The organism is Thermoflexus hugenholtzii JAD2 (assembly GCF_900187885.1).
Taxonomy (GTDB): domain Bacteria; phylum Chloroflexota; class Anaerolineae; order Thermoflexales; family Thermoflexaceae; genus Thermoflexus; species Thermoflexus hugenholtzii.
This window is the reverse complement of sequence record NZ_FYEK01000003.1, coordinates 54,120-75,673: the sequence shown is the minus strand read 5'-3', so window position 1 is coordinate 75,673 and position 21,554 is coordinate 54,120. Positions and strand designations below refer to the sequence as shown.

The following is a 21,554-nucleotide window of genomic DNA, read 5'->3' as shown; positions in this document are numbered from 1 at the left end:
AGTTCATGAAGCGCGCAGGCGGCGCATGCGTGCGCCTAGGTAGGTCATCAGCACGAAGGAGAGGAAGGAAACGTAGATCAGAAAAGCCGTGATCGCCGAGGCGATGCGCATATCGTTCCGGATCTGCTGGAAGAGGCGCAGGGGGAGGGTCTGGGCCGTGAAACCGGCCACCATTGAGGTGACCTCGAACTCCCCCATGCTGATGGCGAACACCAGGAGGGCTCCGGAGAGGATGCCAGGCATGACGTTCGGGATCAGCACATAACGCATCCGCTGCCAGAAGGTGGCCCCCAGGCTGGCCGCCGCCTCGCTGAGGGTGCGCTCGTCGATGGTCTGAAAAGCGGCCAGGACGATGCGGAACATGAACGGGAAGCCTAAGATCGCGTGCGCGATGATGACCATCCAGATGGTTCCCGTGAGGGCCAGGGGCGGTCGGGTGAAGGCCTGGAGGAGGGCCGTGCCCACCACCAGGGGCGGGAACAGGAGGGGGAGGATCATCGCCCCTTCCCGCAGCCGCTGCCCCCAGCCTGGCCCCGCCCGGTTCAGGGCATATGCCGCCGGCACTGTGATCAGCAGGTTCAGCAGGACAGCCCCGGAGGCCACGGTCAGCGAGACCAGCAAGGCCTCATAGTTGGCCGGACGGGTGAGGATCGCCTCATACCAGCGTAGGGTGAACCCCTGAGGCAGGATGTCCTGCCAGAAGACACTGAAAGAGAAGATAATGGGCATCAGAAGAGGCACCACAATGTACAACACCAGGAAGACAAACAGGATCCAGCGGATCATAGCCCCCTCCGGGCGAGGCGCCGGGCACCCCAGCTCAGCAGGGCCAGCGCTGTACCAGTGATGGCGATCAGCACCATCGCCAGCGCCCCCGCCTGAGGCAGGTTATAAGTCGACTCGGAGGCGTGGGAGTAAATCTGCAAGGAGAGCAGATTCTTCGCCATCCCCACCAGGGCCAGCACCGTCCCGAAGGCCCCCATCATCCCGGCGAACTGGATGCTCATCCCGGCCAGAAAGCCAGGGAGCAGCACCGGGATCACCACGTAGCGCCAGACCTGCCAGGGCCGGGCTCCCAGGTTGCGAGCCGCCTCAATCAAGTTGGGATCCAGGTTCTCAAAAACCGCGGCCATGCTCAGGGTCATCAAGGGGATCTGGAAGAAGGCGTAAACCATCACGATGCCCGGCCAATCATAAAGGTTGAAATAAACTGTGGGCGGGAGGCCAAAGGCGCGCCGGACCAGAAGGTTCAGGACACCGTTGCGGCCGAGCAGAACGATGAAGGCGAAAGCCACCACCAACCCCGAGAGCGTCATCGGCAACGCATAGAGGGAGAGCAACAGATTGCGCCATCGTGCCGGCAACCGAACCGCCAGGGCGGCCACAAAAGTCCCACCAATCCCTCCCACCAGGCTGGCCGCCGCGGCAAACAGCAGGCTGTTCCGAATCGCCATCTGAAACTGCGGCTTGGTGAAAGCATTGATGTAATTTTCAAGCGTGAAGTTCCCGTTTAAATCGAAAAAACTTCGATAGGCCATATTTATAATAGGATAAATTTCAAAAATCCCTACAAATAGCACAAAGGGAAAGATCAACAACATCTCTGTAGAGAGGAAGCGGCTCACCTGGCGTGCCTCTCCGCGGATCCCGCGCAGCGCGGCGGTCATGGCGCTCATGCCGGACATCGCGAATCTCCTCCCTGATAAGGGGAGGGGCCCCAGGCCCCTCCCCTGTGAGCCGGGCTTTATGGGGCTCCGGTGGCCTCCGCCCAGGCCTTCTTCAGATCCTCCGAGATGGCAGCATCCTTGGCGTAATCGATCATGACCACCTTGGCGTAGGCCTCCTTAGGCGGGAACTTCGCTGCCACCTCCGGCGGGAGCTCCACATCCGGCCGGATCGGCGTAACAAAGCCCTGCGCGTAGAGTTTCTGGCCATCGCCGCAGAGGAGGAACTCCATAAACAGACGGGCCGTGTAAGGATGCGGCGCGTTCTTGGCGATGATCACCCCGCCCCCGCTGGCGATGGTCCCGTCCGCCGGGATCACCACCTCGCTGGGCACGCCCAGCTCCTCCTTCCACTTGAGCAAGTTGTAGTCGAAGTTGATCAGGATCCCCACCTCGCCCCGCTGGAACTTGTCCACCGTCACTTTGGGGTCCACCGTAGCCACCAGGCCCATCTTATGCAGACGGCCCAGGAACTCCGCGCCGGCCTTGTAATTGTAAGGATCGCCGCTCACCGCATAGGCCGCCGCCTCTACGGTGTTGACCCCGGTGCCGGTCGCCCGCGGATCCAGATAGGCGATCATGTTCTTGTATTCAGGGTTCTCCAGCTCCTTCCAGCTCCGCGGGACCTTCTTGACCAGGTTCGTGTTCACGATCCAGCCCAGAGTCCCCTTGTAACCGACATACCAGACGGACCCCGTGTTGGGATCCTGGCCCTTCTGACCCTCGGGGAGCTTGTCCCAGCAGGAGACCTTGTAATCCGCGGTGAGGCCTCGCTTGGCCAGCTCGGCCGCGAAGGCCGGCTTAAGGTCAGCGACGTCGTTCTTGCTGGCGTTCTCCTCGGTCATGCGCGCCAGCACTACAGAGCTGCCCATATCGATATCCTGCTGGGTAATACCAAAGCGCTTCTTGAACTCCGCGTAGATGCCGCCGTAATTGGCCCAGATCTCCGGCATCCCGTAGGAGTTGATCACCCCGCCCTCCGCCTTCGCCTTCTCCGCCAGGAAGGCGATGCGCTCCTCATAGCTCATCTGCTCCAGGGTCTTAGTCGGCGTGGGCGGCACCGGCGTGGGAGAGGCCGGAGCCGGCGTCGGAGTGGCCGGGGCAGGGGCCGGGGTCGGCGTGGCCGCCGGGGCACAGGCGGCCAGCAACAGCGCCACCAGAACCATCACAGAAAGCCCTTTATCTCGCATGGGAACCTCCTCTCCGGAATATGAAGCATCAAACGACGTGCGCTTTCAGCAGCTTCCGGACCTGAGCGGGCCAGCTCCGGAAGCGCTCCAGCTCATCCTCCGAGCCTGGCGTGATCTCGATCAGCAAGGTGGCATGCGGACAGCGTTCCTTTACTGCTTGCAACACCTCCGCCACACCCGGGATGGAGAGCTCCGGAAACTCATGGGTGTCGAAGGCGCCGTCGTTCCAGTGCAAATGGAGGTGTCGAACCCATCCATCCAGGGCGCGCAGAAAGGCCACAGGAGGCCGGCCAGCCAAGGCTGCGTGCCCTATGTCCAGCGTGAAACCCACCGGTCCTTCCAGACGGCCCAGGAAGATGGCAACCTCCTCCGGGCTACATAGCAGCTCCCACGGCTTATATAGGTTCTCCACCACCACCTCCACGCCCTGAGGACGGGCAGCCTGGGCGATCTCGGCAATGGAGCGGGTCGCCGCCGCCTGATGTTGCTCCCGCAAACGATTCAGCGCCTCCATCATACGAGCGTGCGCCGGATGACCCGGAGGGGGCACATCATACCAGTTCACATCCCCCGCATGCAGGTTCAGCCGCCGCGCCCCGATCCGTGCGGCGAAGGCCAGATCCTCCAGGGCCACCTCCACCGCCGCCCGCCGCACCCGCGGGTTCGGGCTGGACAGATTGACGCCGAAGAACCGCGCGTGGACCGAGTAGGACCAGCCGTCCCGCTCCCGCCATGCGCGCAGCCGTTCCTCCCAATCCGGATCCGGGACCTCCGGGGCACGGATCTCCATCCAGGAGAACCCCGCCTCCCTCAGGATCGCCGACCACTCCTCGAAGGGGATCCCGGGATCTGGGCCTTTCAAACCAAAGGTCAGCATCAGGAGCGCTCCTGCGGCACCACCTGCGCGGTCTCCGGATGGAAATGAACCCACACCGAAGAACCCACTGGAAAGCGCAACGCCTCATCCGATGGCATATCGACCAGCAACGTCTCGCCGTCGCTGCGCACCGAGAGGCGCCCGATTGGCCCCAGGAAAGTCACCCACTCCACCCGTCCGGGCAGGACGTTGTGGTCCGGAGGGGCTCCTTCCGGCGTGGGGCTCACCTTCAGACGCTCCGGCCGGAGGGCGAGATACGCCACCTGCCCCGCCCGGACGACGGCGTCCGGACGGATCCGGAGAGTCCGTTCCTTCCATCGGAAAACGCCGTCCGACTCCATCCGCCCTTGGAGAAGGTTCATCGTCCCCACGAACGTGGCCACGAAGGGCGTGCGCGGGGCGTTGTAGATCTCGAAGGGTGTGCCGATCTGCTCGATGCGCCCCATGTTCATCACCACCACCCGATCCGAGAGGGCCAGCGCTTCCTCCTGATCATGCGTCACGTAGAGGGTGGTGATCCCCAGGGCCTTCTGGATCCGACGGATCTCCCCGCGCAGCTCCTCCCGGATCTTGGCGTCCAGGGCGGAGAGGGGCTCGTCCAGCAGGAGGACCTTAGGGCGCATGGCCAGGGCGCGGGCCAGGGCCACCCGCTGGCGCTGGCCTCCCGAGAGCTGGTGCGGATAGCGATCCTCCATGCCCTCCAGATGGACCAGGGCGACCATCTCTTTCACCACCCGCTCCTGCTCCTCCCGGGGCCGGCCGCGGATCATCAGGGAGAAGGCGATGTTCTCGGCCACGGTCATATGGGGGAAGAGGGCGTAGGTCTGGAACACCATCCCGATCCCCCGGCGCTCGGGAGGCACATCGTTCAGCACCCGGTCGTCCACGAGGATGCGGCCGGCGTCGGGGCGCTCAAAGCCGGCGATGCAGCGCAAGACCGTCGTCTTGCCACATCCGGAAGGGCCGAGCAGGGAGACCAACTCGCCTTCCGCTACTTCCAGGTTGAAGTCCTGCACCGCCACCACCCGGCCGAACCGTTTGGTCAGGCCCTCCACCACCACCCGCGCCATGTCCCCTACTCCCCTCGGAGCCGGCGCACGATGGCCATAAACGACCGCACCCGCTCCGGATCCACCGGGTTCCAGGTGATGCCATCCACTTTCAAGCTGGAGCCCACGATCACGCCGTCGGCATGCGGCAGCAGGTCGACGATGTTGTCGTGCCGGGCGCCCGTGTTGATGAACACCGGCAGGGAACCTACTACCTCCTTTACCGCCCGCAGGTCCTCCGCTCGGACCGGCATGCTGGTCATCGGGCCGGAGACGCAGATCCCGTCGGGCAGGCTGGAGAAGGCTACGGAGCGGGCCGCCTCCGCCAGGGGCCGGCTCCCCATCGGGGCGGCGAACTCCGCGTTGATGTTAAAGAGAACCCGTACTCCCTCCGCTCCGATGGCGCGCCGGTATCGCAGGGCCTCCCCGGCGGAGGGACTCCAGAGCCCCATATCGCTGGCGTAAACGCCCGTGAAGACCTCTCGGACGAACTGGGCGCCGGTGGCATGGGCCACGGCTAAGGCGGCGATGGGATCCCAAAGGATGTCAATCCCGAAGGGGACCCGAATCTCGGCCCGCAGCTGCCCTACCACCGCGGCCATCGCCGCTACCGTCGCCGGGTCCGCTCGCAAGGTATAAGGCCGATCGTTCTCGTTGCAGAACATCACCGCGTCGACCCCCCCGGCCTGGAGGGCGTGAAGATCCTGCCGCGCCCGCTCCAGGATGCCCTCCATCCCCCGCGCCGCGTCGTAGAGGGGAGAGCCGGGGAGGGCCGGCAGATGCACCATCCCGACCACCGGCTTAGAAACCCCGAAGACCTCCCGCAGCCAGGACATCGAGGGACTCCTGCCCAAGGATTTCCACAAAGCCGTCTGCAAAGCCTTAATGGCGATGGGCCATGCGACCCCGTCGGCCGGCCGCGCGATCCTCCGTGACCGGCACCACCCGCACCTCCACGCCCAGCTCCCGCAACCGGTCGACGACCTGGGGGTCCGCCCCCGCATCCGTGATCACTTGGTGCACCCGCTGGACCGGACAGATGGCGGTGAAGGAGATATGCCCCAGCTTGGTGTGATCCGCGAGGACGATGATCTCGCGGGCTCGCTCCAAGAAGACCTTCTTAACCTCCACATCGTCCAGGCTGAAGTCCGTGCAACCGGCCTCCGGATGCAGGCCGGCCACACCCATGAAGAAGCGGTCGTAATAGAACTGGGCCGCCATCCGCAGCGCCAGGGGCCCCACGATGGAGAGCTCCTTCTTGCGCAGCTGGCCGCCCAGGAGAAAGACGACAACCTCCGTGTTGGCCAGGAGCTGGGCAATGGGGACAGAAGCGGTGAACACCGTAAGGTTCCGTCGGGGGCGCAGGAGCCGGGCCAGCTCGAAGGTGGTGGAGCCCACATCTAAGGCGATCACATCCCCTTCCCGGATGAACTCCAGGGCCGCCCGGGCGATGGCCCGCTTCTCCGGCAGCTGAACCCGAGCCCGGGTCAGATAGGGGATCTCATGGCCGATGCCCGGCGTCCCCAGGGAGGCCCCACCACGGGTCCGGACAATCAGCCCCTCCTCCGCCATGGCCTGGAGATCCCGACGGATGGTCGGCAGCGAAGCCCCCGTCAGCTGGGCCAGCTCCTCAGCCGTCGCAAAGGACCGCTCGCTCAGGATCTGGAGGATCTGCTCCCGACGGGCCGCCCACATGTCCACCTCCGCAGCCCAGTATAATCGATTTCGATTGAAAAGTCAAGTTGAGATCGAAATCGATCACATATCGATCTGAAGAACTCAGACCAGGATCCCCGGGGCATCAAGCGGGGCGGATCGGAGGAAGGGAACCGAGGGAGCTTTCCCCGCGGCTCTCATCCGGAGGCATGCGATGGGGTTTCCTCGAGGGGTTGCCATGGCGCGGTGGGATCATCGAGGGGGCGCCAGCGCGGGCCCTCCCGGGTGTCCTGCACCTCATAGCCCATGGCGCGCAGGCGTTCCCGCAGGGCATCCGCCGTCGCCCAATCCCGACGCCGCCGGGCAGCCTCCCGCTCCCGGATCAGCGCGGCCACCTCCGGCGGCAGCACCGGCCGGGGGAAGCCCGGGGCCCCTGGCGGGGGGACCACTTCGATCGGAGGCGGGAGGCGGACCTCCCCCAACCACTCGATGGGAAACGCGTCACCGGCTCCCACCTCCCGGACCTCCCTTCCGCGTAGGATCGTCACCTGACCCAGTCCCAGCACCTCTACACTCCCCTTCTGGAAATCGAACACGGCCATGGTGTGCTCATCGATCCCCAGGATCACCACCTCGGGCGGGAGGAAGCGGCGCATGGCCTCGAAACGCTCTCGCCCCATAAAGCAGCGGCGGGTGTCCACCTCCTCTCCGCCCTCCCGGTTGTTCCAATGGGAGACGATGGCCAGCTGCAACCCGAAATCCCCGAACAGGTCCAGCCCCCGCACCCAGTGCGGATCGTGGCCGGCCTTGTAGATCTCATAGACCGGCAGGGCCCATGCGCTGACCGCGATGGCCGCCGCACTGGCCAGGCCGAGGGCCGCCCCCTGTCGATGGCGGGCCACGAGATACCGCCAGGCGACGCTTCCCTGCAGCTGCCGGATCGCATACGTGGGGCTCCCCGGACCCATAAAGATGTAATCCGCCTCCAGCAGCGGGGCGACCAGATGCGGATCATCCGGACTGAAGGGGGTCCCCCGCTTGCGAGCCGGGAGGACCAGGACACGGGGACGGAACTCTCCGAGACGCTCCCGGATGAAATCCGCTACCCGTCCGGCCACCCGCGCGGAGTTCAGCTCGAAGCCCGCCGGCGTCTCCAGCACCGCCACCTTCACCGGCGGCTCGAAATCCGCCATGGCGACCGCGTGGCCCCGACGACCACTGGGAGCAATTTCCCCCGACCCGAACAGCACGATCTTCCCCGGCCGCGCGCGGCCTTCCGATCCAGAAGCGGAAACAGACGGAGGACCGGGCCTCATCCCCCCTCCTGACACAACATCCGGGGTTTTGAAGTCAACATACCGCATCCGGAGCGATCACGCTACTTTTGTTCGCCTGTGGAGGGCCTCACGCTCGTGTTACAATAAACGAAGGTAAGGTGGAAAACCCGGGAGGAACAACCGGCGTGGGGGAGAACCCGATCTGGGAGCGCTACCGGGAGAGCTGGCGGGAACGGGAGGCGCGACGGCAGGCCGAGGCCGAGGCGCGCCGGGCCGCCGCCCAGGAGGCCGCCGAGCGGGCCATCCGGGCGGTTGCGCCGCGCTATCCCGGCATCCGGAGGGTTTACCTCTTCGGCTCGGTTCTGCGGCCTGGGGCGTTCCGCCCGGATTCGGACATCGACGTGGGGGTGGAGGGGGACGACGGACACGGGCTGTTCGATTTCTGGCGGGAGCTGGAGGCCGCGGCCCCCGGCTGGGCCTTCGATGTACGCCCGCTAGACCCCGAGGATCCCTTCTCCCATCGCGTGCGGGAGCGAGGACGGCTGATCTATGAGCGAACGCCTTCGGGTGCTTCGATCGGATCTGCAGGCGGAGTGGGCCCATATCCGCCGGATTTACAGCGCCCTTCGGGAGACCCCTGACGATCTCCGGGATCCCAAAGAGGCCATCGTGGCCGGCTATTACCTGCACAACCTCTACAACGCATGCGAGAACATCTTCCGCCGGATCGCGGAGGCCTTCGAGAACGAGATCCCGGACCCCTCCCGCTGGCACGCGCTGCTGCTGGAGCGGATGGGACGGGAGATCGAGGGAATCCGCCCCCGCGTGCTCCGGGAGGAAACCTTACGCCTCCTGGATGAGCTGCGACGGTTCCGGCACGTGTTCCGCACCCTCTATCGCTTCGACCTGGATCCGGAGCGCGTGGCCCGGGCGCGGCAGGACGCCTTCCGCCTGGAGCCGCTGCTGGAGGCGGATCTTCAAGGCTTCCTGGAATTCCTGAGCCGAATGGACGAGGGAGCCTCCTGAGTGATCAGCGGAGACGACCCTCGAAGAACCGGCGATGCCCTCGCAGACGCCCCCATCGGGCCCAGGCCAGGAAGCCCGCCAGGCTGGCCATCGCCGCCCCCGTGCGCACGATACCCGTCTACGGATCGATGGACTCGCATGCCAGGCCCCCGTCCAGGGGCGCGCGCCGCACCACCTCCAGGATCCCCGGGTCGGGATCGGTGAGCAGGCGATTGGCCAGGTCGAAGACCCCCGGGAAGGGGAAATGGGGCGAGCCCGGCCCGCCGACAGGGCCGGGGAAGAAATAGGGGTTCGCCGGCGAGGCCAGCCAGCGCACCGTGTTCCGGTAAACCGGGTCCTCCGGATCGCAGAACCCATAGCAGGCCAGCAGGCGCAGGCTCCCGGGGGGGCTCCTCCCGCAGCTCCCACCGACCGCGGCGATCCCGCGCCCAGGCCCACATCGGCCCTTCCGGTCCCTCCACGATCCCATGCCGGCGGATCGCCTCGGCCAGCCGCTCCGCCTCCCAGCACACCCCCTCCGCATCGGCTCCCCGGCCCCGGAGGAGATCCGCCGCCGCCCGGAAGGCTGCCCAGACCAGGACGTTGTCGTAGATGACCAGGGGATAATCCGTGGGATCATCCGTCGGGAGCAGGAAGGTTTCATACAGCCCGGTCTCCGGATCCCGATGGGCCGCGATCGCCGGCTCACGGAGGAGGCTCACATCCTCTGTCTTATGCAGGAGACCGTTGAGATACTCGTGAAGCACGCCCAGGCGTCACAGGCTCCCATCCCGCCGATCGACGAGCGAGAGAGAGATCCAGAGGTTCCCGGTGGGCAGGAACGGCGGGGGCTCCTTCAGGACAGGGGGGCGGGTGATCAGCGGGGGCGCGCTCATCCCTTCATGCCCTCGATGATCTGGCGTTGTAGCAGGAAGAACACCACCCGCATCAGGAGGGCGGCGATCAGCGCCCCCGCCATTTGTCAGCGAATTGGGTTATGCATCGCAAAATCTCAAATTGTCCAAATCCACATATGAGAAGACCTAAAAATACAGAAAAAGATTCTAAATATCCTTAAAAATGAGAAAAAGAAATCCGTGGGGTTAGATGTTTTGCCCAGATCAGCGCCGTAGCGGGCATGGAGCTCCATCCCTGGAGCAATCCGCCGCGAGGATACGGGGGCGAATAATACTCCACGGGAGTCAACCACCCTTTATCTAGACTATAGGTCCACCAGCGGGTCAACACATACTCCCAGTCCGGATCCTCCCGCTGAAGCAACAGCCACCCGTAGATTCCATCCCAATACGGCCAATCCGCTCCATTGTGATAACAATAAGGGTGTGCGGACTTCCCAAAAATATCTTTTTGATTTCGATAAAGAGGATAAACACACATCGTTCCCCAATCTCCATATGGTTGATCGGGATTATATCTTGTTTGGAGACGGCGGGCGGCATCTAAAACGCGCCGAGCATCTTCTTCCTCGGCCAGTCCATATAACAAGACGATCAATGTATCGATCGAGAAATGATCTTCTAAATAGCCGGGTCGTCGGTAATTCACATAATATCCAGAACTTGAGTTCCACAGGACGGACTTCAAGGCCCGGTGAGCGGCCGCAGCCTTGGTCTTCAAAGCGCTGGCTATGACGACCTCCCCTCGAGCCTGGGCGATCTCGGAGGCCGCACGCAAAGCGGCAATGTAAAGCGCCTGGTCGTACGTCACCCAGATCCCCCGGCGCACATTATCTGCCCAATCGTTCGGAGCATTGGGCTTCTCAATCAAGCCATCTTCATCACTATCTTGAGCAATTAGATACCTTACAGCTGACCAAATAATGGTCCATAAAGAACGTTCTACGCCATCATGCAACGAAGAAATGGGTTCCTTTAAGACCTCCCAATCCTCTGTGGCACGAAGATAATCCCGCACCAAAAGGACAAAGAACGCCGGTGCGTCTAGGTGTTTGGGAAGCCAATCCGGGAGCCCTCCGAACATCGCCTCTTTGAATTTCAAAAGATAGGGAGCGAAAACGCCGCTGGGGCATTCCCCGCTTTCATGCACCCCTCGGGCGATCGAGAGCAGATGCTGGCGCACGAGATCCGGCCGAAAAGCCAGAAGGATCTGTGCCGTCCAATATCCATCTCGGAAATACAATCGCGGCGGGTAGGCATAATCCGGTCCGGCGACGAGGCCGGCAAATCCTTCCGGAAAGATCTTAAACATCGCCATCGCAGTGTTTAAACCCGCCACGAAGAGGGACTTCAGAAGCGGATCTCCCCCTGGATATCCCTGGGAAAGCCAGGCGGCATACCGGATCGCTTCGTCGTAGGCTTTCTCCACCCTCGTGATCGGGTCCTCCCCCAACCCCGCCGCCAACGCCCATCGCAGACGCCGTGTTTCGCCCGGCGAGAGCCGAAACTGCCATTCGATATTTGCTTCCTTTCCACGGACGCTCATCGCATGCGGTGGGACATCCGTGACCCATTGGAGTGGTCGAATCCCTTTCGCTTGGACCGCTCCCCCGGGATGAAGGGTTACATGCCGGGGAGCCGGGGGGAGCAACAGCTTGGCCCATCCCTCCGACCACCAGTGGGGTTGCCTAAGGATCGCCGGAATCCATCGGACCAGGGCCGATTGCGCACGCTGATGCCAGAGAACAGGGAGCGAAAATCGTATCACAATCCTTATCTTCACAAGTTTTTGATGAGATCGAGAGCTTAAAACCAGATTTTGAAACACAAATGGGGAAGAGTCTCCGATAAAGCTATCCAATCGAACTTCAAGACCCTCTTCCTCTCCCCAGAGCTTCCACAACCGGCCGATCCCATGGCCTTCACGAAATTGAAAAGGCCGTCCGTCTACTATTAAACGAAATGACCAAGCACCTCCATAAAAACCTTCGGCGAAAAACGCATGGACGAGATTTCCTTCGCCATCAAAACGAACAAAAAGATGCGGATTTCCCATATCATACAAGCAATAATTTTGTGGGTTTTTGACCAGCAGAGAGCCGTCGTGTTGGGGAATCACGTTCATCGGCAAACCAACCTCCTCATGTTTAGCGGGGGCTGGAAAGCTGATAATGTTCAAGCAACCACCGATGGGCGGGATCAACGGAGACCTCAAGGGCTCGACGTTCCCCCGCCATCGCCCATAAGTAATAGAGGGTATAGCCGGGCGGAGCCACTACAGGATGATATCCGCATGGAATGATCACGATATCATCTGAACGTATAACAAACAAGTGATCAATATTATGATGTGAAGAGTAAATCCATTGCAACGCAAAGCCCGATGGGGGATGGATCTTGTAAAGATAAACTTCCTCGAGGGCTGCTTCCTCTCCCGGACGTTCCTCGTCATGTTTATGTGGAGGATAACTCGACCAATTCCCCCCAAATGTTAAGGTTTCTCCAACCAAAAGATGTCGTGCTGGAAAATCGGGGCCCAGGATCTCTACGATTTGACGACGGAAGCCTTCCCCTCCTACGACGCGAGGGTGAAGGGTCCCCGGCGTAATCAGCCGAGGGGGGAGATCGGGGTCGCCCAGAGCGTGGATCGCTGCCCACTCCGTCTCCTCTTCCGCCTTTAGGCGTACGGACATCCCAGAGGGAAGATAAAGGGCGGTGGCGAGCTCCCGGAAGACATCGGGACGATCCACCTTCACCGAGCCCTCCGGCCACTCTAAATCGCCTTTTCCCCGGAGCAAGACCAGGACCGTCTCCCAATCCGGGAACGTCAACCGGATCTCAGATCCGGGGCTCAGGCGCACTGTCCCGATCCGGAGATGGCGTAACGGTGTCAGCCCAGGCTCGGCGATCCGAGCGTAGCCGAGCGGATAAGGGCCACGAACGTGGAGCATTCCCATCGCCTTGTCTCCGCTTAAATTAGTGATCGAAGACGTTCTTGCATCCGGCGCGCATCCTCTCCAACGTATCGGCTCCCCCAGAAAGCGGCTGTGCTGCCCACCAGAGCGATGAGAGGTGCCAGGATCACCCCGATCCGAAGGTCTCCGATCTGATCCGAAACCCAACCGACCAGAGCCGGCGCAGGCGCGCTTCCCAAAATATGCACAAGAAAGAGATAAAAGCCGAAGACGGCAGCCCGCATGGTGGGCAACGTCACTTGATGCATCAAGGGCCCCATACACGGAAAGTAGAACGTATAAAAATAGAGAGCCAGGGCTGAAAACCACACGAAAGCACGAAAGTCCGGTATGAGGATCGCCCCCATGGCCGGAAGGGAGCCCAGCGCAAAGCCCAACCCAACCGTCCGCAGCCGTCCGCCTGGATTTCGTTTCCACCATCGGTCGGCCAGGAAACCACCGGAGAGCACACCGAGGGAACCGGTGAGGACGGTCAACGCCCCGATCAGCAAACCCGCGTGCCCAGGAGAGAGCCCGTGAACCCGAACCGCAAAACTCGGCAGCCAATATGCTAAAGCTCCCGTTGCGAAGGAAATCAAAATGCCCGTGACGAAGGTCCAGCGGAGAGTGGCAATCCGAAGGAAGGTCCGGATCGTTTCCAGGGGTGGAAGAACGGGCATGGAGGCAGGGGTCGTCTCCGCGTGCAGAGCCTCCAGATCGCTCTGACCCTTTACCGACTCTCGCATCCGTCCGATGAGGACGGCGAGCGGGAAGCCCGGGAGAGCCGCGATCCAGAGGGCGAGCCGCCATCCCAGGGCTTGACCCAGGAGGCCGCCGACCCCGTAGCCCGCTGCGGCCCCCAGCAGCACCCCCAGATCATGAAATCCAACCGCCCGGGAGCGGTAGGCCGGTGGGAATACATCGCTGATCCAGGCCAGGGCGGAAGGACCATATCCAGCCTGTCCGAACCCAAGCCCAGCCCGCCCCAGCAGCAACATCCCATAGGAAAGCGCCGACCCGCTCCAGGCCATCGCCGCACTCCGTATCCCTACGGCCAAGGCGACGACGCGAGACCGCAGCCAGCGATCCGCCAGATAGGCGATTGGGAACGGCGCCAAGGCGTAGACCACCCCGAAGGCCGTGTGCAGCAAGCCCAACTGAAAATCGCTGAGCTCCCACTCCCTTTGGAGAAGAGGAGCCAGAGCCGCGATAATCTGTCGATCCATGAAGTTTAAAAAGTTGGCTAAAAACAACAAAAATAAAGTCAAATAAACAGATTTCATCATTTTAATTGGGCTCTAATACTAATATTGAATAAACATCTAAGACAAAAGCCAGGTAGCTTCCTTCAAAGGGGGCGACGGGCTCGTAGGGGGAGAGCCGCACGCCCCGCCGAGGCGCCTCGAAGTATATCGTAACCTCCTGAGGGGTTTCCGCGTAGTTCACGAGATGGATCTGTTCCTCCGCTCCACGGCGCCACACCTCAATGAGAACCGGATGGGCGGCCGCCACCCGGGGAAAGACGGGGCCTATCGTGCCGATGAGCGTCTCCCTTGCGGAAGCCGAGGGCAATCGAAAATATGGAGACTGCAGAAAGAAATGGACCAGCCCCAGCCGATCGATCCACCGCCGCGTCCATCGAGAGCGGAAATAAGAGCGATAGAGGCGCAACGCGAAGCCCTCCCACAACGCAGCCACCGAGAGGGGAAGCGCCGCGCCAGCCCTGATCCCGCTTCGCCATCCCCGCAGCTCCTGCAGAACCACGCGGCGCCCCGGGAAGCCCATGGCCGGCGAAAGCGGCTCCAAGCTGACCAGCACCGCGGCCTTCGCGGCCTCCTCGGGGGAACGGACCACTCGCCAGGGGATGCCCGCTGCCAGCAGCGTCTGAGCCGCTCCGAAGTAGAGGGGCGCCATCCGAGGCCATTCGATCCAGAGGGCATCCCCTGGGTATAGCAACACCACCGGTGCGGCGTTCTCCCTTCCGAGGAACAGATCCGCATGTTCGGCCAGCCAACGATGATAATCGCCGATGGCCTTTCGCTCCCGGGAGTAAGCCGGAGCCGTCAGGACGGTGAATACCCCTTTGGAGACGAACTCGGTTCCCTTGATCACCGGGATGGCCCCACAGGCAACCGCTTCGGCGATAAATTGCTGGAAACGGCGCGGCGGATACACCTCGTCGAAGCCGATCCCCCGATCATAGGCGATGGTGCTGATCGGAGTGTTCCCAGCGAGCGCCCGGGCCGTTCGCACGGTCACCGCATTGTTCACCAAGCGGACTCCTTCCCAGCGGGGAAGGCCGAAACTCTCAATCATCAGGACGTCCTGGATCCGGGCCAGGCTGGCCAAATCGATGCCATAGATCAAGAAGCTCGGACGCATGACAGCATCGAAATCGTTCGCGCTGATCACCACATCTGGCTTCAGAGAACGGGCTTCCTCCGCCAGGGCCGCAAGGACATGACTCACCGTCTGCGCGCGCCATCGGAGATAGAGACGCACCCCTTCGTCCCGCTGCGGATGTATCCGGCGAGGGATCTCCAGGCCCCAGGCTTGGCGGAAAGCCGCGCGACAACGTGGACAGTAACAACCCGCGGGCCCCAACCACCGGCCATCGAGATAGAGCGGCTGGGCCCCATACCAGGGGTTATCAAAAAAGATCCCATCCGCCCCATAGCGGATCGCCTCGCGAATCCGCTCCCGCAGGTGGGCCTGCCACTCCGGATGAAGCCAGCAAGTCATATAGCGGCCTGTGTAATAGTAAATCAAGCGCCCGGCCGGATCCCGGGCATACCACTCTCGGGAACGATGGCTTCCTGCAAAGACCGCATTGGAAGTTTGAATATAAGCGAAAACCCGAACTCCATGTTTGTGGTAGATCTCCGCTGCTTTTTGGAAAACGATCCAATCCGCTTCCTCGATCTCAGGAGGGAAACCCCAATTATAAGTTAAATAAGCCCAATTGCATCCCATCTCGGAGGCCACCCGATCGGCTCCCTCTTCCGTATAAGCCTCCAGATGAGCCGCCTCGTCCACCGGCGCACCCATGAACTTCAGCCGGTTCATACGGATCGTTCCCGGCCCAGCCCAAAGATAAACAGGACGGTGATTTCCTATAAAAATATGGCTTTTGTGGATCATTGTGCTATTTCATCAATTAAAAGAAATAATTCTGGTGGCTCATGTCCCTCCATGATCGGAGGGGGGCAGGGCCAACCATCCCCACCTCTCGTTGCGCCATCGGCTCAAAAAGTAGGGCAACTGCGCGCTGTTGCCATTGGAAGGGAAGAGCCATGTTGGCTTTCAACCTTTCACAGCACCTGCGGTGAGACCAGCCAATAGATAGCGCTGGAAAAAGATTGCCAGGAGGACCGGTGGGAGGCTGGCCAGAACCCCTGCCGCGCTGATCAACCCATATTCCGTATAATGGCGTCCCACAAACATCGCAATCGCAACAGTGACTGTCCGCTTTGTTTCGGTGGATGTGAAGATCAATGGGATCATAAAAGCGTTCCAGCTTTGCATGAAGGTGTAGACAGCTGCCGCAAACAATCCCGGTATGGCGACCGGGAGGACCACGTGACGGATCACCTGGAGACGGCTCGCGCCGTCCACCAGGGCCGCCTCCTCCAGCTCAACGGGGATGCTCAGAAAATAGCTCCGCAGGATCCAGATGACGAAGGGGAGATGGAAGGCCGTCAACAAAAGGATCACCATCTCCAGGCGGTCCAGCAGGCCGAGGCGGGTGACGACCAGGAACATCGGGATCAGCAGCACAACGACCGGCACCATCTGCACGAGCAGGAAGAGATAGAGCAACCGCTGGCCCAAGGGCATCCGAAGCCGGGCGAACGCATAGCCGGCCGAGGTCCCTAGGGCGAGGCACATCAGCGTCACCCCGCTGGCCACGATCATGCTGTTGCGCAGAGAGAATCGAAAGGCGCGCAGGGTGAAGGCGGTCAGCGTCGTTCCCTGCTCGCCACTCCCCAAAAGGAGCTGATAGTAGTTGGAGAGATCCAGCGGCCACGGGAGCCAGCGGGGCGGCCTCGCCAGCAGGTCCTTTGGGGGCGCGACGCTGCTGAGCACCAGCCATGCGATCGGGGACAGGATGAAGATCACCACCAGGCTCACAAGGGCCGCCTGGGTCATCGCCGCCGTCACCCGGCGGAGAAGTGCTTGCTGGGATCGAACGGAAACCATGAGGACGCTCCTCGGAGCTCAGGAGGTTGCCTCGCCGACGCGAGTGAGCCGACTGTAAATTCCCGTCAGGCCCAGGGCCATCAGGGCGATCAGCCAAGCCAGCGCCGAGGCGTAACCATATTCCAGGCGCTGAAAGGCCGCATCATAGAGATAATACCCGATCACCTGGGTGGCGTTGGCCGGACCCCCTCCGGTCAGCACGTAAACCAGATCGAAAAGCATCAGGGCGTCGATGGTCTTCAGGATCAAGTTGATGAGGGTGATGGGCATCAGCAAGGGAAAGGTGATGTGAACGAACCGCGCCCACGGCCCTGCCCCATCCACCTGGGCCGCCTCATAGAGCTCCTCCGGGATGCTCTGCAGGCCCGCCAGATAGAGAAGCGTCATCATCGGGACCGTGGCCCAGATGTTCGCCAACGCCACCAGCAACAACGCGCGCCGGGGCTCCAGAAGCCACGGAACGTAATCCGGAATGATCCCCACCTGATAAAGCAGCCCGTTGAGGGCCCCGTAGTGGGGATCATAGATCCGAGCCCAGAGCAAACCCTGGACGGTGCCCGGGATGATCCATGGGACGATCAGAAGCCCTCGCACCAAGCCCCGCAGCGGAAAGGGCCGGTTCAGGATGAGGGCGAAGGCCATCGAGATGGGGATGCCCAGGCCGATCCCCAACGCCGCCAGGTAAAGCGAACGGCCCGCCGCGGCCCGAACATCTGGAGAGGTCAACGCCCGGATGTAGTTGGCCGCGCCCACGAACTGCGGCCCGATCCAAGGCGCCCGGACGTTCAGGTCATACAGGCTGATCGCCATGGAATGAAGGAGGGGATAAAACAAAAGGCCCACCACCACGATCCCGCCGGGCATCACCATCAGAAGACCCAGGAGCCGGGGATCGTGGCGGCGGATCCATCGCCTCCGCTTCATGGCGGTTATGGCTTGCTCCGCGCGAACCATCGCTTCGCCCATGGAGGCCTCCGGAAGCAGAGGGCCGGCGCTGCGGGCCCTGCCGCGCGGTCGCGCCGGCCCTCCGACCCCTCACCGGATCACCGGCCGTATTTGGCCTTCAGCTCGCGGGTGTAGGCCGCGACTTCGTCCAGGGCCTGCTGGGGCGTCTTCTGCTTGGTCAGCACCTCATGGACGGCCTTCTGAATCGCGGCGGACCATTCGTGATAATAAGGCAGGGCGGGACGGACGGCCAGGAAAGCCGTTTGCTGCAGCATCACGTCGCCGCCTGCCTCCTTCAGCTTCATGGAGACCTCCGGGTCGTTCAGAACGCTCCTCCACCCGGGCGGGGCGCCCTCCTGGAGGAACATGAACCGCTCCCCCTCAGGCCCAGCGATGCACTTCACGAACTCCCAGGCGGCCTCGGGGTTCTTAGAATAGGCCGAGATGGCCCAGCCCATCGGGCCCGCAACAGAATAAGGGCCGCCCGGACCGGCCGGGGCCAGGGCGATGTCAAACTCCCCGGCCCGCGGCGATTTCTTCGGGTCGTTCATCACCAGCAGGGGGGTCCCCCACAGGAAGACGAACGCCCCCTGACCGGCCATCATGATGTCCCGCCGCTTGCCTCCGCCCCTGAGGGTCAGAGCGGCCGGGTCGATGATCTCATAGGTGTGCATCATGTCGTACATCAGCTGCAGCGCCTGGACCCCGGCGCCCTGATTGAAAACCGGATTCCCCTGAGCATCGAACAGCTCGCCGCCGAGGCTCTTCACCAGCATGACATAGTCCACGGTGATCTGTTCGTAGTTGGCGGCCCAGCTGAACACCATCGGATACCTGACGATCCCTTTGCGCTTCAGGGTCAGGCTCATCTCGATGAGCTCATCCCAGGTGCGGGGCGGGCGATCGTATCCGGCATCCTGCAGCATCTTCTTGTTGTAAACGAAGGACATCCACTCCGCCTTCCAGGGAAGGCCCATCCACTTTCCTTCGTAGACCACCCCCTTCTCCGCGAAGGGCAGGATGTCCGCCCTCATTTCCGGGGTAATGAATTGATCGATGGGGTAAACGTAGCCCGCCGCGGCGTATTGGGGCAGATCGATGATGTCGATGTAGAAGATGTCATAGGTGGGCAGTTTGGCGGACAGGGCGGCGAACAGCTTGGGGCGCACCTGATCGTGGGGGACGACTTCCACGTTCAGCCGAACGCCGGTCCGCTCCTCGCAACGCTTCTGAAGGGCGATCATCGCTTCGGTTTGCCCCTCCGGGTTGTCGATCAATGTCAAGGTGACGCCTGCAAAGCGCGGAGTCGGAGTGGGGACGGGGGTGGGGACAACCTCGACAATGCGGGTGACCTCCACCACCCGCTCCACCGGCGTTGGCGTGGCCGGCGGGGCGCACGCGGCCAGCACAAGCCCTAGGACCACCCATACCATCCATATACGAGTTCGGGTCTTCATGGCAACTCCTTCTGAATGAATTTGGGGGGACTGGAGCGACGGATCATCAGGGGCATCGGCAACACCACCTCAGGGGGCTGAGGCCTCTCTCCACTGATCAGCCGCAACAACATCTCCACCGCATGCACGCCGAGCTCGAATTTAGGAGGCCGGACAGCGGTCAGGGGGACCTCCTGATAGGGAGCGGCCTCGCTCTCGTCCAGGCTCACCAAGGCGATGTCCTCGGGGACGCGCAAGCCCATCTCCCTTAGGATGGCCAACGTCACAAGATCCCGATCGGTTAGCAGGGCATCAGGAGGAGGGTCCGCGTTCAGGATCCGAGACACCTCTTGTGGGGAGGGATCATCTCGGGGCTGGTCCGGGATGCTCACCAGGGAGGGATCCTCCACGAGGCCGGCCTCCTCCAGGGCACGCCGATAGCCCCGCAGGCGCTCCAGGCCGTAGCTGAACTGAAGGGCCTGACCTAGAAAACCGATCCGACGGTAACCTCGCTCGATCAGATGACGGGTCGCCTCATACGCGCTTTGTTCATAATTCTGATAGACAAAATATCCGGTGAAACCGGGGATCCGACGCGCGATGAGAACAGATGGGAACTCTTTAGACCATAACTCCAAAATAAAGTCGTCCGGGATCGAGCTTCCTAACAACAAGACACCGTCTACAACGGAAGATTTTAATATAATACGAATAAAATAACGGTCCATATATCGGGGATTCGTGAACAACATAATGTTATATCCATGCATTTCTGCAGCGTAGCTGATTCCGCGGATATACTCAAGGAAGTAGGGGGCGGAGAAATTGGAGTCGGCCAAGCCGGCCAGGAGCAGCCCGATGCAGTGCGTGCGTCGGGAGGCCAAGCGTCGAGCGGACACATTAGGATGGTAATCCAGCTCCTCCATGGCCCGCAGCACCCGCTCACGAGTCTCCGGGGCGACCGGGCGCGGGCCCCCATTGATCACATAGGAGACCGTGGCCACCGAAACCCCCGCCCGACGAGCCACATCCCGAATCGTGGCCACGCCACACCTCCTCGTCAGGAGCGGATCTTGATCTAACCGTTTAGACTAACCGCTTAGATTATAGAGGAGACGGTGTATTTTGTCAAGAGGGGTCACCGAGGTTCGGACACCAGTTGCGACAGAGCGAGGGTGACCTCTCGACCAGGTAGATTCGGGTCCTGAAGCCCCTGTTGGGATGGAGGCACCGGATGAGCCGGTCCCATGAGCAGAGAGAATAAGGGCATTGCAGCTGCGGGTGGATCCATTGGGCGGTTGGCGGAAGGGCCGCGGAGGGACTTTCGAGATGGGACACCGCCGGAGGGAGAGAAACGGCCTCGGCGTGGGAGAACCCCTATCGGTCCAGACGGAAGCGGAAATGGGAATGCTATTCCGACTTGTTTGTTCTAAACCTTTGGGGTGGCCTAAGGTTCGGATAGTGGGGGAGAGCGAGAGCCGAGAAGGCGGCCGAAGTCCCCCCGACAAGGGCCGGCCATTCCCAGAAAGCTTACATGGGGATCTGCATTCAGAGCGATCCACGAAGCTTCCTCCATAGATCTCATAAGGCCCATCCCCACACAGGTTCGCACGGCCTGATCTCCAAGCGCCAATGATGCAGATCCGCATCTGCCTCCTTTTCCCAACCCCCTGCCAAGGATGTTGGGGCCACGGCCCATATCCAGTGCTACTCTCCAACCTTCCATGCCGAAGCTTCGGGGGACGACCCCCGGATTCCGGCAAATCACGGAAGCTATCCAATCCGCATGCCCTCGTAGGGGGCGTCCAGAGGGGTCTTAGAGGCTCCTGGGCTTGGCCTCGAGGGCGATCTGGACCGCCTGGGCGCGGATGATGAGCTCCGGGCCCAGCATGCCCTGCATCAGGGGGGTGATCAGCGGCATCGTGTAGATCACCGTCACGGTGATGGGATCCCCCTCATAAATCACCGGGGTGGCCGAAGATCCCTGGTTCGGCTCCACGACCACCGCAATCCGGCTGGGATCCACCAGGGAGAAGGGGATCCAGCGGGTTTCGCTCAGGGCTCGGGTGTAGGCCCGATACTGCACGTTGTTCGGATCCGTGCACTGGACGTCCGGGTCCGCGTCCGGCGGGAGCGGATCGTTGGGGTTCCGGCAGTAGGGGTTCACCGCCGCGTAGAGGGCCCCCTCCGCGGCAGCGTCGTGGATGGCCAGCCAGGCCACGAAGGCCCGCCCCAGATCGATCAGCCCCATGGCCAGCAGCAGCAACACCGTCAGGCTGAGCGCCAGCTCCACCAGCCCCTGTCCCCGCCGCATCCCTTCCCTC

General features: G+C 62.2%; 20 protein-coding genes. 2 read left to right on the top strand and 18 right to left on the bottom strand.

The genetic code is table 11. The annotated features are described in order from the left end of the window. Positions 1 to 3 precede the first annotated feature (3 nt). The 8 genes from CFB18_RS00905 to CFB18_RS00870 all read right to left on the bottom strand — a co-directional run bounded on the left by CFB18_RS00905 (position 4) and on the right by CFB18_RS00870 (position 7,812). Entirely contained in the window at positions 4 to 786 is a 783-nt protein-coding gene (locus CFB18_RS00905) for an ABC transporter permease (protein WP_088569933.1), read from the bottom strand. After that, a complete protein-coding gene (locus CFB18_RS00900; protein WP_088569932.1) occupies positions 783 to 1,685 on the bottom strand; it encodes an ABC transporter permease in 903 nt (300 codons plus the stop codon). The genes CFB18_RS00905 and CFB18_RS00900 overlap by 4 nt, the downstream gene beginning before the upstream one ends. 59 nt (positions 1,686 to 1,744) lie before the next feature. Then, a complete protein-coding gene (locus CFB18_RS00895; protein ID WP_088569931.1) occupies positions 1,745 to 2,914 on the bottom strand; it encodes an ABC transporter substrate-binding protein in 1,170 nt (389 codons plus the stop codon). Positions 2,915 to 2,942: 28 nt separating this feature from the next. After that, positions 2,943 to 3,791 carry a sugar phosphate isomerase/epimerase family protein gene (locus CFB18_RS00890; RefSeq protein WP_088569930.1) on the bottom strand — a complete coding sequence of 283 codons (849 nt, stop codon included), beginning with the start codon at positions 3,789 to 3,791 and terminating at the stop codon, positions 2,943 to 2,945. Next, complete coding sequence (locus CFB18_RS00885) at positions 3,791 to 4,861, bottom strand: ABC transporter ATP-binding protein (RefSeq protein WP_088569929.1); 1,071 nt, start codon at positions 4,859 to 4,861, stop codon at positions 3,791 to 3,793. The genes CFB18_RS00890 and CFB18_RS00885 overlap by 1 nt, the downstream gene beginning before the upstream one ends. A 5-nt stretch (positions 4,862 to 4,866) precedes the next feature. After that, positions 4,867 to 5,676 carry a BtpA/SgcQ family protein gene (locus tag CFB18_RS00880; protein ID WP_088569928.1) on the bottom strand — a complete coding sequence of 270 codons (810 nt, stop codon included), beginning with the start codon at positions 5,674 to 5,676 and terminating at the stop codon, positions 4,867 to 4,869. Between the two features lie 46 nt (positions 5,677 to 5,722). Further along, positions 5,723 to 6,535: a DeoR/GlpR family DNA-binding transcription regulator gene (locus CFB18_RS00875; RefSeq protein WP_088569927.1), complete on the bottom strand. Its 813-nt coding sequence runs from the start codon at positions 6,533 to 6,535 to the stop codon at positions 5,723 to 5,725. 158 nt (positions 6,536 to 6,693) lie between these two features. Then, positions 6,694 to 7,812: a CysS/YqeB C-terminal domain-containing protein gene (locus tag CFB18_RS00870; protein WP_143597458.1), complete on the bottom strand. Its 1,119-nt coding sequence runs from the start codon at positions 7,810 to 7,812 to the stop codon at positions 6,694 to 6,696. Positions 7,813 to 7,958: 146 nt separating this feature from the next. Between CFB18_RS00870 and CFB18_RS00865 the strand changes: the two genes are divergently transcribed. Further along, positions 7,959 to 8,414, top strand: coding sequence for a nucleotidyltransferase family protein (locus tag CFB18_RS00865; RefSeq protein WP_159461503.1), 456 nt, complete (start codon positions 7,959 to 7,961; stop codon positions 8,412 to 8,414). After that, positions 8,323 to 8,799 (top strand): ribonuclease toxin HepT-like protein, encoded by a 477-nt coding sequence (locus CFB18_RS00860; RefSeq protein ID WP_143597457.1) that lies wholly within the window; start codon positions 8,323 to 8,325, stop codon positions 8,797 to 8,799. The genes CFB18_RS00865 and CFB18_RS00860 overlap by 92 nt, the downstream gene beginning before the upstream one ends. Before the next feature lie 118 nt (positions 8,800 to 8,917). Here CFB18_RS00860 and CFB18_RS00855 read toward each other — a convergent pair whose 3' ends face one another. The 10 genes from CFB18_RS00855 to CFB18_RS00810 form a co-directional block, all read right to left on the bottom strand. Beyond that, the gene (locus CFB18_RS00855) at positions 8,918 to 9,268 is read right to left on the bottom strand and encodes a glycoside hydrolase family 125 protein (protein ID WP_088569923.1); all 351 of its coding nucleotides are present in this window, start codon (positions 9,266 to 9,268) and stop codon (positions 8,918 to 8,920) included. A gap of 584 nt (positions 9,269 to 9,852) precedes the next feature. Next, complete coding sequence (locus tag CFB18_RS00850) at positions 9,853 to 11,820, bottom strand: amylo-alpha-1,6-glucosidase (RefSeq protein WP_088569922.1); 1,968 nt, start codon at positions 11,818 to 11,820, stop codon at positions 9,853 to 9,855. A 22-nt stretch (positions 11,821 to 11,842) separates the two neighbouring features. Next, complete coding sequence (gene iolB / locus CFB18_RS00845; protein WP_234976991.1) at positions 11,843 to 12,646, bottom strand: 5-deoxy-glucuronate isomerase; 804 nt, start codon at positions 12,644 to 12,646, stop codon at positions 11,843 to 11,845. Positions 12,647 to 12,666: 20 nt separating this feature from the next. Then, on the bottom strand, positions 12,667 to 13,932 hold the full coding sequence (locus CFB18_RS00840; RefSeq protein ID WP_159461502.1) for an MFS transporter: 1,266 nt from the start codon (positions 13,930 to 13,932) through the stop codon (positions 12,667 to 12,669). A gap of 4 nt (positions 13,933 to 13,936) precedes the next feature. After that, positions 13,937 to 15,715, bottom strand: a complete 1,779-nt coding sequence (locus CFB18_RS00835) for an alpha-amylase family protein (RefSeq protein ID WP_088569919.1) — start codon at positions 15,713 to 15,715, stop codon at positions 13,937 to 13,939. 237 nt (positions 15,716 to 15,952) lie between these two features. Continuing rightward, positions 15,953 to 16,849 carry a carbohydrate ABC transporter permease gene (locus CFB18_RS00830; RefSeq protein ID WP_088569918.1) on the bottom strand — a complete coding sequence of 299 codons (897 nt, stop codon included), beginning with the start codon at positions 16,847 to 16,849 and terminating at the stop codon, positions 15,953 to 15,955. 18 nt (positions 16,850 to 16,867) lie between these two features. Then, on the bottom strand, positions 16,868 to 17,815 hold the full coding sequence (locus CFB18_RS00825) for a carbohydrate ABC transporter permease (RefSeq protein ID WP_088569917.1): 948 nt from the start codon (positions 17,813 to 17,815) through the stop codon (positions 16,868 to 16,870). Between the two features lie 77 nt (positions 17,816 to 17,892). After that, positions 17,893 to 19,218 carry an extracellular solute-binding protein gene (locus CFB18_RS00820; RefSeq protein WP_159461501.1) on the bottom strand — a complete coding sequence of 442 codons (1,326 nt, stop codon included), beginning with the start codon at positions 19,216 to 19,218 and terminating at the stop codon, positions 17,893 to 17,895. A gap of 29 nt (positions 19,219 to 19,247) precedes the next feature. Next, positions 19,248 to 20,276, bottom strand: coding sequence for a LacI family DNA-binding transcriptional regulator (locus tag CFB18_RS00815; RefSeq protein WP_088569915.1), 1,029 nt, complete (start codon positions 20,274 to 20,276; stop codon positions 19,248 to 19,250). A 770-nt stretch (positions 20,277 to 21,046) separates the two neighbouring features. After that, positions 21,047 to 21,544, bottom strand: a complete 498-nt coding sequence (locus tag CFB18_RS00810; RefSeq protein WP_088569914.1) for a TadE/TadG family type IV pilus assembly protein — start codon at positions 21,542 to 21,544, stop codon at positions 21,047 to 21,049. Positions 21,545 to 21,554 lie beyond the last annotated feature (10 nt).